This is a genomic window from Microcoleus sp. MOSTC5, from assembly GCF_036701825.1.
GTDB lineage: Bacteria > Cyanobacteriota > Cyanobacteriia > Cyanobacteriales > Microcoleaceae > Microcoleus > Microcoleus asticus.
Window position 1 is genome coordinate 1 of record NZ_JAUBRK010000002.1, and the last position, 13,306, is coordinate 13,306.

A 13,306-nucleotide genomic window follows, 5' to 3' on the forward strand; every position below is an offset into this window, starting at 1 on the left:
TAGACTCGAACTCATGCACTGGCTAATTTCATAAATTCCTTTTTTTGTCAACTCCTAATACTGAACCGACGCCCTAGCACTGTGGAGTCAATCTAAAATCTAAAATCTAAAATCTAAAATCGACTGACGCACGCTACTACTTATACACTTTGTCGATCGGAATCTGAATCCTAAAAGTCGTTCCGCATCCTATGGAGGAAATACACTCAATCTTGCCATTGTGCTTTTCCACCACAATCGAGTGCGCGATAGACATTCCCAAACCCGTTCCTTTTCCCACAGCTTTTGTAGTAAAAAACGGGTTAAAAATGCGATCGACTATCGCCTCGGGAATGCCCGTACCGTTGTCCGAAATTTCCACTATCGCAGTCTTCTGGGCCGTTACACCAGTGAAAATAACAATCCGGCCGTTCTCGATCTGCGATTGTGGAACCGATAACTTTTGATATCGTTCTTCAATAGCATCAATTCCATTAGCAATAATATTCATAAACACCTGATTCAGTTGGCTCGGATAGCACTCTACCAGCGGCAGTTTCCCGAACTCCTTAATTACTTCAATTTCCGGGCGGCTGTCCCGACTCTTCAAGCGGTGCTGCAAAATTAACAAAGTGCTTTCAATTCCCGCGTGAATATCGACCGGCTTCATTGCCGATTCGTCCAGCCGCGAGAAATTCCTGAGGGACAAAACAATTTGCCGGATGCGCTCGGTTCCTACCTGCATAGAACCCACGAGTTTTCTTAAATCCTCAGCCATGAAATCCAAATCTATCTCTTGAATGCGATCGACAATTTTTGAATTTGGTTCGGGATACTCCTGTTCGTAAAGAGTCACCAGATCGAGCAACTCTTTTGTATACTGGTTGAGATAATCAATGTTAGCGTGAATGAAGTTAACGGGATTATTAATTTCGTGAGCGATGCCGGCAACTAATTGCCCCAAAGAAGACATTTTTTCAGTTTGAATGAGCTGAGTTTGAGTAGATTGCAATTCTAGCAGCGCTGACTCTAAATCTCGAGCTTTTTCTCTTTCTCGTCCCTCGCTTTGTCGCAGTGCTTCCTCTGCTTGCTTGCGAGTCGTAATATCCTGGGAAACTCCAATTATTACCTTAGCCTGACCGTCAGCATTCCTGCTAAAAATACTATCCCGACTTTGCAGCCACATAATTTGACCGTCTGCTGCCCGTATCCGGTACTCAATTTCCCTAGTTTCGCCATCTTCAATTCCTGCAAAGCTCGCGTGATGTTTCACAATTTTATGGAAATCTCCAGGGTATATTAACTGAGGCAGGAGTGACGAATCCATCGCTGTAATTTCGTCGCTGGTATAGCCCAAAAGCGCGAACATTGAAGTATTAGTGTAGATATTTCGCTGTTCTTCCAAGTCGTAGAGATACAAAATACCGGGAGTAGCATCGGCTACTTTTTTAATGAACTGCTGGCTTTCTTGCAAAGCTAATTCAGCTTGTTTGCGATCGGTAACATCAATGGTGATGCCGTCCCAAAGAATATCGCCGTTTTCTTTAGCTTCAGGACGCGAATTTGTCTGAAACCAGCGAACCTCGCCCGAAGGCAGCACCAGCCGTCCTTCCCAGTGCCAAGGTTGCAAAGTTTGCGCTGAAATAGCAATAGATTCGTAGTAATTTTGGCGCTCGTCGGGATGAACCAAATCTGTTAGCAAAGCCGAATTTTGCAGAACAGCTTCTGGTTCTAACTCAAACATTTCTAGGGAAGCAGGACTCATGTAAGGGAAACTAACAGAGCCATCTGCACGCAACAAACATTGATAAATGATTCCCGGCAAATTAGCAGACAGCTTTTGGAATCTTGCCTCACTTTCCCGCAGTGCTTCCTCTGCTTGTTTGCGCTCCGTAATGTCAGTAATTGAACCAACCATGCGGACTGCTGTTCCAGATGCGTCCCACAAAGCTTGTCCCCGACTGAGTATCCATTTGTAGGCGCTGTTATAGCACCAGCAGCGGTATTCGATGATGTAATGCGGCGTTTTCTTGTTTAAATGGTCTTGGAGAGCTTGCATTACTAAGGCTAAATCCTCGGGATGCGTGCCCCTTTTCCATTCGTCCAAGTAATCTAAAATTGAGCTGTTTTCGTATCCGGTGATTTCCTTAAATCGCTCGGACAAGAACACTTCCCCTGTTTGCAAGTTCCAGTCCCAAATTCCGTCATTGTTGCCTTTGAGTGCTAACTGCCAGCGTTCTTCAGTTTGCATCAATTGAGCAGTTCTCTGTTTGACTCTATTTTCTAGCTCTTGATTGAGTTGTTTGAGACTTTCTTCTGCCTGTTTGCGTTCGATCGCAATTCCTGCTAAATTTATGACCGCTTCTATCAATTGCAGCTCAAAAAAATGGGAGCTGCGCGGTTGGGCATAATACATTCCAAAAATTCCCAGAACTTGACCCTGAGATGAGAAAATAGGAGTAGAAAAGCAAGCTTTCAGTCCAAAACTCAAGGCTAAATCTCGATAATTTTCCCACAAAGGATCGGTGGCAATATCTGTAACGATCACCTGTTGGCAGCGAAAGGCAGCAGTGCCGCAGGAACCGACATCCGGGCCGATGGCTGTGCCGTGAATAGCAGCATTGTAACTGTCGGGCAAACTCGGGGCGGCTCCGTGCAGTAAATGTTCGCCGTCTGGAGCTAGAAGCAAAATCGAACCCATGACATCTCTAGATTGCTGTTCGATAATTTCAACTAAAGTATTTAAAGTATCGCCCAGAGGAGCGCCCTTAGCAATCATTTCTAAAATTTGTTTTTGACCGGTCAACCAATTTTCAGCTTGCTTGCGCTCCGTAATGTCGCGGGCTACCACCAGAACCGTGTTTTCTTTCATTGGCGAAATGGTAGTGGCAAACCACGTTTGTACGCTGGCAATTTCCAGGTTATATTCAAAAGTACAGGTTTGATTTGTACCAAGGGCGGTGCGAATTTTATCCTGAAAAATATCTGCAATTTCTGGCTCGAATACTTCGCTGATTTTTTTGCCGACAAGTTCTGCCGGCGGTTTGTATAAAAGTCCAGGATTTGTCGGGGCAATTTTCAGGTAGCGTCCCTCAATATCAATCACCAAAATTACGTCGTTCATGGCAGCGAACAAAGCTGTAAGTTCCGCTTCAGAAGCTTGCAGGGCGATTTCAGCTTGTTTGCGATCGCTAATATCCGTCCCGATACAAAGCAGTCCTGCCAAATTTCCATTCGCATCTAGTAAAGGTTTATTTGTCCACGCTATCCACACCCTTTCTCCATTGCTGCGGATGTTTTCCTTTTCGTGTTGGAAGTATTTTTCCGGCTGTGCCAAAAAATCTCGAATCATTGCCGCGAGGTCACTTTCGGAGAAATCTGTTTTCGGTATAATTGTGCCGATCGCACTTTTGCCGATGATTTCTGCTTCTGAATACCCGAAAAAAGCTTCACCAAACTCGTTAAAAAAAGTAATCTTGCCTTCACTGTCTAACTGCACAATAATGCTGTTAGCATTCTCAACGAGTTGCCGGTACTTAGCTTCGCTTGAACGCAGTTTCGCACGGCTGTACACCCAGCTAAAAACCCCCACCCCGCTCAAAAGTGCCAGCAAGTCGCCTCCAAAGAGCAGCCACCCCCGAAACGGCGAATTCGCAGGCCATCCTCCTGCCGGAATTGCTGCTAACTGCCAGGAACCGTTGGGCAAAGTCACTTCCAGCACCACGGGATTGTCCTGAAAAATTGACTCGTCACCGAAAAACACTGCGCCGGATGCTCCCCTCCCGTCTTTGCCCCGCAGAGCGTATTGCAGCTTAGCTGAGGAGTCGTTGAGTCCTGCTTCCTCAATCAGGGAATTTTTGTCGATGATCAGACCTGTCAAGCCCCAGTAAACTCCTGTTTCGGGCTCGGCGCCGGAGGGTGTGAGAAAAATCGGCGATCGGCTGATAAACGTCTCGTCCCCCTCCAATAATTTCACGGGCCCGGCCAGCAAAGTTTTTCTGGTGTTGATGACATCTTCGACCATTTCCCGCTGTTCGGGTAGCGCGGTCAAGTCAACGCCGATCGCCACTTCATTTCCGTCTCGCGGATAAAGGTAAGCGACCGTCGTGCCTTTAACTAAAGTTATGGCGCGAATGCCCGGTTGCTGTGCCATCAGAATTCTCGCCGTCGCTGCAAACTCGGCTTCGGTGATATTTGGGTTATTGGAAAGATAAGCCCCCAAACCCCGCATCAAAAACAGCCGGGAATTCAAAGAGCTTTCCAGCTTAGAACGGACTGTGCTGAGCCGATCGAGGGTGCTAGCGCGGTTGTACTGACAAAACCGCTGTTGTTCCGATCTGTCTAAAATACCAACTCCGATCAAAATGGCTACTGATGCCGAAATTGCTGCTAAATAGGGTAAAATTTGAAATTTTTTAATCTTAAAGTATTCCATCTGCCGGCGGTTTAAGGTAGATCTTTACGTCTTTAGATAGATTTAGTTTAGTTCCATTTTTATAGGCAGATGCAAGATTTCCGGGATACCGGGCTTTTGGCGAGCCGGCGCGAGTTTTTTGTGTTCTAGGACGCCCGCCGAACGCCGGCGATATGTAAACCTCTAATCCTCAATTCTACGGAGAAAGTTTTAAATCTCAAATCGACTGACCGAAAGTAATGTGATCGTAAGCCCCCGAATTCATTCCTTCGCAGACTCAGAACGGGATCGATCTAAAATCTAAAATCTAAAATCTAAAATCGACTGACTCGCCATTTATCGGGGAGGGTGCGCGCTGCCGTACCACAGTGGTGGGGGAGCGCGTACCCGAAAGACGGGAATTATTAGCTAAAATATGGTTAGCAATAATTTTTTTCAGCGCTACGGCGAATCAAAATAGGGGCAATTTGATGCAAGAACAGTTGATGGAAGCGATCGCACCTTACCGCGATCGCGTGGATTATCTGGAAGTTCGCCTCGAACAAAGCGAGTCAACTGCGATTAGTTTTCGCGGCCCTCAGTTAGATGCTGTCAACCGCAGTTTTAGTCTCGCCGGCGGCATCCGCGCCTGTCACAAAGGCGGCTGGAGCTTTGTAACTTTTAACGGTTTAGCTGAGTTAAAAGATCGCATTGAAGAAGCTGTCGTTCAGTCTCGTTTGGTTGGCAGCGAAAAAACTCTACTAGCAGATGTCACCCCGATTCAAGATTATGTAGCAGTGGAATTGGGTCGCGATCCGCGCTCTATTACTCTAGCCGAAAAGCGAAAATTGCTCGAATCTTACAACCAGTTGCTGTTAGATTACGACCCGCGAATTCAGACGACAATGGCTGGTTACAGCGACAGATTCGGCATTACTTATTTTGTGAATTCTCAAGGTACTTGCATCGCTCAAGAGCGCTTGGACGTGACCGGGCGTTTCGGGGCGATCGCCCGCGGCGAAGGCGGTGTCGTCCGCCAAGGGTTTGAGTCGATTCACTCGCGATCGGATTACGATGTCTTGACAAATATTGAAGATCGTGTTAAGAGTGCTGCGGTTCGAGCAGTGGGCCAACTAGAGGCAAAATCGGTGAAAGGCGGTCAGTATCCGGTGATTTTAGACCCTTATTTGTCGGGGGTTTTTATTCACGAAGCTTTCGGGCATTTGTCGGAAGCAGACGGCATTTACGAAAACCCGAAAATGCAGGAATTGCTGACTTTGGGCAAGCCTGTGGCGATCGAACAATTGAATGTAATTGACGACGCAACTGTGCCGGGATTGCCGGGAACTTTGAAATACGACGACGAAGGTGTGCCGGCTCAGTGCAAGCATTTAATTAAAAATGGAGTTTTAACGACTCGGATGCACAATCGCGAGACTGCGGGCAAAATGGGCGAAAGTCCGACAGGAAATGCCCGGGCTTTGAGTGCTACTTTTATGCCTTTGGTGCGGATGACTAATACTGCGATCGAGTCTGGCGAACATTCTTTTGACGAAATGGTTGCCGACATTGACGAAGGAGTGTATGCAGTGCGGATGTTGGGAGGACAAACCAACGGCGAAATGTTTACCTTTGCGGCGGCTCAAGGGTTCATGATTCGCGACGGCAAATTGGCTGAACCGGTGAGCGATGTCACTTTAAGCGGCAATGTATTTCAGACGTTAAAGGATATTGAGTCGATAGGAAACGACTCGGTTTATGCCTACGGCGGTTGCGGTAAAGGCGGCCAGAGCGGTTTACCCGTAAGCGTCGGCGGCCCCCATTTGCGGATTAAAAATGTCGTCGTCGGAGGAAGATAATCATTAGTGATTAGTCATTAATTATTAGTTCAAAACTTACGCAACTGGCACATGGTGAAGGCGTGTTCGCGCCCTCACGCCTCGCCTTAACCAGTCCGGAACACTGACAAGTTGACCGACGACTCAAAATCTACTTTCGAGGGCTTCAGCTAGGTCGTTTGGTGTTTGGGAGACTTCATAAATTACAGAGAAATTGGGGAAGTGCGATCGCGATCTAGATTCTACCAGGCTTTACCCTGGTTTTTTGTTGAATTCTCCTTAAGTTGCCTCCCTCTTTACCTGAGCGCGTTGCCTAATGGGAATCTCAATCACAAATTCTGCACCCCTATCTGCTGGCTGCGATAAACATCTCAAATCTCCGCCGTGCTTATCCACCACAATCTGATAGCTAATAGATAATCCCAAACCAGTGCCTTGACCCACAGGTTTAGTTGTGAAGAAAGGACTAAACAGATGCGTTCTTACATCACTTGTTATCCCCAGCCCGTTGTCTTTAACACTGATTCTTACCCAATTGTCATTCAGCATAGAAGTACGAATTGTAATCGTACTAGGATCGTTTTTTATTTGCTCCAGGCTGCGTTTTTTGTCATAGTAATTCAAGCCATCAATGGCATTGCTCAGCAAATTCATAAATACCTGATTCAACTGAGAGGCATAACATTCTATTTTTGGCAAATCTCCGTATTCTTGAATAATTTGAATAGGTGGACAATCCGGCTTAGGCTTGAGCCGACTCTGCAAAATGACTATAGTGCTGTCGATGCCATCGTGAATATTAACGGGTTTCATCTCCGCTTCGTCAAGCCGCGAGAAGTTCCGCAACGTCAGCACAATCTGACGGATACGTTCAGCCCCTATTTTCATCGAAGATAGCATTTTAGGCAGATCTTCTCGGATAAATTCTAGCTCTATGTTCTTAATTAAAACTTCGATTTCAGGGTGATTGTGGGCACCGTGCTGCTCGTAAAGGTTTATTAAACCCAATAGCTGCTGAGTATACTCATTGACATAAGTTAAATTGCCATAGATAAAATTAACGGGATTATTAATTTCGTGGGCAATACCTGCAATGAGTTGTCCTAAGCTAGACATTTTCTCAGTCTGAATAAGCTGAGCTTGGGTGCGCTGTAAATTTTGGAGTGCAATTTCTAGTTGAATAGCTTTTTCTCGCTCTCGCGCTTCCGATTGCTGCAATTTCTCCTCTCTTTCTTGGCGGGAGCGCTCGTTTTCCTTTAGCTGTTGTACGTGGGACAATGTTTTGTTAATTGTAATTTCTAAATCCTGAAAATTTATAGGCTTAGTCAAAAAATCAAAGGCTCCGGCGTTCATCGCCTTTCTAATATTTCCTAAGTCGCCATAAGCCGATATAACTATTGTTTTGACTAGGGAAGCTATCTGATTAAGTTCCCCTAACAAAACGATCCCATCCATAACTGGCATATTAATGTCAGTCAGCACAATGTCTATATCGGGTTGTTCTTGTAACTTTGCCAGCGCTTCTACGCCATTATACGCAAAAAAAACCTGGTATTCTTCCGCACGGATCTTTTTTCTAAATTTCTGGGAAATTAGAGATTCTAAATCTGGCTCGTCATCCACAAACAGTATTTTTGCTGACATATTGCGATATTTTTCGGTCTGATGCGACATTTTTTGCCCCTTGCATTGATTAACTTATCCCAGTAATATTTATATACTTTAAGTTCTATTATAGATTATTGTTGCAAGAGTCATGAAAAGGCTGATTTCTACAATGGCAAACCTAAGGGCTGTAATAGGCTCTGAGTTTGGTAGAGGGCGATTGATTAGATAAGGTCGAATTCAGCCTTAGTTTGTGTGATTGGAATTTCTATCCAGAACTCCGCTCCCTCCCCCACCTCTGAAACACACTTCAATGTGCCGCCATGCTTTTCCACTATAATTTGGTAGCTGATATAGAGACCCAAACCAGTACCCTGACCTACAGGCTTAGTAGTAAAAAAAGGTTCATAAATACGGTCTTTCACGTCTGCGGTCATTCCCAGCCCATTGTCCCGAATTTGAATGACGACACGGGAACTTTCCTCTAGCAGAACAGTGCGAATACTAATGGCGCTCTGGAGAGCCGAGTTCTCATCTAGTGACCGTTGTTTATTGTACTCATTCAAAGCATCAATCGCATTAGAAAGAATGTTAATAAACACCTGATTTAGTTCTCCAGCATAGCATTCTACCAAAGGCAGATGGCTGTACTCCTCAAACACTTGAATCTCTGGACGCGTTCTCGTTGTTTGAAGTCGGTTATCCAAAATCAGCAGGCTGCTTTTGATCCCTTCGTGAATATCAACAGACTTTATGTTAGCTTCATCCAGCCTTGAGAAGCTACGCAAAGACAAAACAATCTTCTGAATGCGGTTAACACCACATTTCATCGAAGCCAGAATTTGAGATAAATCTGCTATCATAAATTCTAAATCTATGGCTTTGATTTCAGCTTCAATCTCAGAAGTGGGTGGGTGGTACTGCTGCTGATAGAGATTTAGCAGGTGGGTTAGGTTCTGGATATAATCACTGACGTGGCTAATATTGCCATAGATAAAGCTAGCAGGGTTGTTAATTTCATGAGCAATTCCCGCAACCAGTTGACCCAAAGAAGACATTTTTGCGGTCTTAATTAGTTGAGCTTGGGTCTTTTTTAGCTCTTGCAGACCTTGTTGTAAATCCTGAGCTTGTTCTCTAGCGCGAGCTTCTGATTCCCGCAAGCGCTGGTTTTCTTTTAAGTGTTGCACGTCACGCAGAGTTTTGTTGATGGTAATCTTTAAATCCTCCAAATCTATCGGCTTGGTTAGAAAGTCAAAGGCACCTAAGTTCATGGCATTTCTGATATTTTCCATGTCGCTATAGGCTGATATAACTATTGTTTTCAGCGGTAGGTCTCTTTGATTAAGTCTAGATAGTAAAGTCAGGCCATCCATTTCAGGCATATTAAGGTCGGTCAATACTATATCCAGATCCGGGTTTTCTTTCAATTTTTCCAGCGCTTCTACACCATTACGAGCAAAAAAAATCTGCCATCCTTCCGTGCGGATATTTTTTCTAAATACCTGGGAAATTACATATTCTAAATTTTCTTCGTCATCTACAAACAGTATTTTGGCTGACATATTAGTCTCTCAGTTGCTAGTAGAACCCTGAAGGCAGAAGGAGAGGATGGGAAGGTACCAATTACCAATTACCAATTACCAATTATGTTTTATTGTGAATTTACTCCAAATTGATTATTTTATTTTTCAGGCTCTCAAAATTAACAGGTTTAGTAATATAGTCATCAGCTCCATAAGCGATTGCGGTTTGGTAATTTCTTTCATCTCCATAAGCGGTAATCATAAAAACTTTTAGATCGGGAAACTTTTCTTTGATAATTCTGAGCAGTTCTATCCCATTCATTCCTGGCATATTAATATCGGACAAAATCAAAACAATTGACGCTTCTTTATGATTTTCTAAGTAGTCCAATGCCGCCTCTGCTGACAGGGCAAAATAAAAGTGGATTAGCCCTGCTTTGATTTCTTTTCTAAATTTTTGAGTAAACAAAGACTGAATATCTTCCTCGTCGTCTACAACCATTACTTTCATTTTTTTTACTCCTAAATTTCTGCTGTTTTTTTCGGCAATGTAATTATAAACTCTGTGTAATTTCCTACTTCTGTTTCGACTTTTAGTTCTCCGCGATGTTGCTGGACGACAACATCGTGACTGATAGAAAGACCTAGACCAGTACCTTCTGCTGGTGGTTTTGTCGTAAAAAATGGATTGAAAATTTTATCGAGTACCTCTGGCTTTATACCTGCGCCATTATCGCGAATGCGGATTTCAATTCGACCTTCCAGATTTCGAGTTTTCACGTCAAGTATAGGTGAAAATTCTGCTCCCATTTCTTGTTGCTTTTTATGGGCTGCATAGCAAGCATTGCTAATAATGTTAAGAAACACCCTACCTATGTCTTGTGGCACGACCTCTACTTGGCCAATGTCATTGTCATATTCGGTTTCTATGGTAATGTTAAAAGCAGTTTCTTTAGCTCGCATCCCGTGATAGGCTAGATTGATATATTCGGCCAATAAACTATTGATATCTGTGGCTTCCCAATGACCGCTTTGTCCCCTTGAATGCAACAGCATATTGCCAACAATTTTGTCAGCTCTTTGACCGTGTTGATTGATTCTTTTAAGATTTTCTTTGAGAAAGGTTAATAGCTCGGCAATATATTCATTGGTTTCCGGCTCTAACCTTTTTCCTTGATTTTCTAATTCTTCAAACAGTTCTTCGGTTAATTCAGCAGAAAGTTCTGAGAAATTGTTGACAAAATTTAAAGGATTTCTGATTTCGTGGGCAATTCCAGCGGTTAAACTGCCCAGAGAAGCTAGTTTTTCTTGGACAACAATCTGATTTTGCATAGCTCTGAGATTTTCTTCGATCCGCTGGCGCTCTTGAATTTCATTCTGCAATTGCTCTACAGTGTGGGTGAGTTCAGATGTACGCTCCTCGACTTTGATTTCTAGTTCCTCATTAGCTTTTTGCAGGGCTGACTGGGCTTGTTTGCGATCGGTGATATCGCGGACGATCGCCACATATTCTTGCAGATCCTGATTGGTTGTCGAAGCGCTTTGAGAGAATCGGTCTGAGATGGCAACTTCTAGAATGCGCGAGTCGCGATCGGGTTGGTTGAGAGTTTGTTCGCTGCGACTGAGCCACCGATCGGGCTGAGCCCCTAATCCGGGTAGAAATTTGTTGAGGTAAGACCCAATTAGCCTAGTAGAATCTATTCCGAAGACGCTTTCAGCAGCGGGATTAGTCTGGCAAATTACACCTTTTTCATCCAGCACTACGATCGCATCTAGGGCAATGGTAAATAGTTGTTCTGCTCCCTCTCGTGCTTCATCCATTGAGACGACTTGGGGTAAACTCGTCCAGCAGGCGATCGCCACCGCCACAAAAGCAACTAACAAAAGCAGCGCCAGCAAAAGATTAGAACCAACGCTAGAGTTAGCGTTTAATCTGACCCCAGAACCCCAACCGATCGCCACAGCGCTACAGACCAGTAAAATCAGGATTACCACTTGAAACGTTACAAAATCTGCGACCAGGCGATTGCTCTGCGTCCTGTAAACTTTAATCCACCACTCCGCATGGAAGGGGGGAAAGTTTATGCGTCGCATCGCCCCATCCGCTGCCCACAAGACGATCGGACACAGTAGACCCAGGATGAAATCTTGCCACCCCCAAGCCAATCCGCCACAAACCAAAACAACCGTCTCTATCATAAAGAAGCCTAGAGACCACCACGGCCACAGAACCTCTGGCCGCTTTCTTTGCAGCCACAGTGCTAGATGGACTGCCATAATCGAGACCAGGTAACTAACACCTGCCACGACTACTATATGAGCTAAGTCCCCCCAAATTAGAAACAACAGGCTGACAAACAGCGTAGCCATCAGGGCCGGGCCAAAAACTCCCCGTCGAGACACCACAGCGAAGACGGGGGAAATTTTTCCGTCTACGGCAAGTTGATACAAAATGCGGGGACTGATGGACATATAAGTTGTCGAAGAAAGCAGCCAGCCGGAGAAGACTAGGAATGTTACGAGCAGGGGAGCTGAATCGCCCCAGAAAGGTCGGGCTGCTACTATCAGACTTGAGAACGGATTGGCGGCGATCTCTGGAGTAATGGGCGATCGCATCACGATCCAGGAAACACCCATAAAGGTCAGAGGCATAAAACCCGTCGAGATTCTCAAAAACCGCAGCGTTTCCCCAGGACGGCGGCTATCGGCGACAAATGAAGCAGCCGTTTCACAGGCATAAACTATAATCGTTGCAAAGAAGTACCATTTTACCCAGTCCAAAAAGCTGAGGCTCGGCACGGTGGTTGGAAAAAAGCCCGGACTGCTTGGAGAGAAGGCTAACCAGCCCAACCCTTGAACGGAAAAAGTAAATAAGAATCCAATAGCCGGGATGATGAAAAATAAATGCAGGATGCTCAACCCCCTAGTGCCGCTCCAAGCCACAATCAGGGGTAGCACTGTAAATCCAATTTGCAATAGCCGCTTCGGAAAAGTAATCCCCAATGGCTCCAGGTTGATGGCGATCGTGTCTGTGAGTAGGATGGCGTTAAACGCCCCACCACAAGCCCAGCCTATGTAATATCCTAGGGCTGCATAAAGTCCTATAGCCGGGTAGTTTTTTAGCAGTCGAGTGGTATAGTTCGGCGTTCCTCCGGCTACGTTTGGCCAATGCTCGCCTAAGCGTTTCATTTGCAAGTTCAGCATCATACCGACGAGCATTCCAGGCAACCAGACTAAAAGCGCCCCAGTTCCGAGAGCGCCTTGGAGCGTCGGCGCAATGCTCAGCCAACCGAGATGAGAAGTCAGGCCAAAGCCCCAAGTTTCTAAAGAACTGAGAGTTCGCTCCAAACGCATAGGCGATCGCCTATTCAGATTTTCTCTTGGGGAAGGCTGAGTTGGATCTGAGTGGTAGCCGTTTTCCGGCTGGTGTCGGATGTCTGTCGCCATCAGTTTTACCTATTATTTTTTGGATTTTGCAGTCGCCACCCCGATGTTCCGCTTTATAGAGTTCAACTTTTTTGTATTAAGTATTTTTGCTACTCTTAAATTTTGGCAAAGCTGCCTTTCCCAGTCAACCCCATGAAAATCTATCTCAATCCATCTTTAATATTACCAGGACTTACGCAACTGCCACAGATCCGTGTACCAGCACCCTAAAATTAGACAATAAACATCAGAACATCGGAAATTTTTAGTCGAGCAATTAAATAATTTGATAGCAGCCCGTGTTTAATTTGATATATTGTTTGACGAGTTTGATCGGCTAAACTTTTGAGCGCCAAACCCACACAAGTTCATGGTAAGCAATATGATTTATTGGAATTATAGCTTGACGGCACTGGCAATATTCTCTGTCGGTTAGTTGCTTAATTCCCCTAGAAAATTGCTCAATTTTCCAACGAATAGCACACAGTTTTTGTACGTCCTTCGTGCTGGCTTGAGTTTGGTTGTTAGTCGCGACTGTCAAC

At 44.9% G+C, this 13,306-nt stretch carries 6 protein-coding genes; 1 reads left to right on the forward strand and 5 read right to left on the reverse strand.

Annotated features, from left to right (window positions below; translation table 11 throughout):
* Positions 1–136: 136 nt before the first annotated feature.
* Positions 137–4,414, reverse strand: a complete 4,278-nt coding sequence (locus QUA54_RS01040; protein WP_333412591.1) for a PAS domain S-box protein — start codon at positions 4,412–4,414, stop codon at positions 137–139.
* Between the two features lie 449 nt (positions 4,415–4,863).
* On the opposite strand from QUA54_RS01040, the gene QUA54_RS01045 reads away from it, so the two are divergent.
* The gene (locus tag QUA54_RS01045) at positions 4,864–6,231 is read left to right on the forward strand and encodes a TldD/PmbA family protein (RefSeq protein ID WP_172190825.1); all 1,368 of its coding nucleotides are present in this window, start codon (positions 4,864–4,866) and stop codon (positions 6,229–6,231) included.
* A gap of 258 nt (positions 6,232–6,489) precedes the next feature.
* Here the strand turns inward: QUA54_RS01045 and QUA54_RS01050 are convergent, their stop codons facing one another.
* The 4 genes from QUA54_RS01050 to QUA54_RS01065 all read right to left on the reverse strand — a co-directional run bounded on the left by QUA54_RS01050 (position 6,490) and on the right by QUA54_RS01065 (position 12,785).
* Positions 6,490–7,854, reverse strand: a complete 1,365-nt coding sequence (locus QUA54_RS01050) for a response regulator (protein WP_333412593.1) — start codon at positions 7,852–7,854, stop codon at positions 6,490–6,492.
* Between the two features lie 185 nt (positions 7,855–8,039).
* On the reverse strand, positions 8,040–9,377 hold the full coding sequence (locus QUA54_RS01055; RefSeq protein WP_333412595.1) for a response regulator: 1,338 nt from the start codon (positions 9,375–9,377) through the stop codon (positions 8,040–8,042).
* Positions 9,378–9,477: 100 nt separating this feature from the next.
* Positions 9,478–9,849, reverse strand: a complete 372-nt coding sequence (locus tag QUA54_RS01060; protein WP_172192928.1) for a response regulator — start codon at positions 9,847–9,849, stop codon at positions 9,478–9,480.
* An 11-nt stretch (positions 9,850–9,860) separates the two neighbouring features.
* Positions 9,861–12,785, reverse strand: coding sequence for an ATP-binding protein (locus QUA54_RS01065; protein WP_333412597.1), 2,925 nt, complete (start codon positions 12,783–12,785; stop codon positions 9,861–9,863).
* Positions 12,786–13,306: the final 521 nt, after the last annotated feature.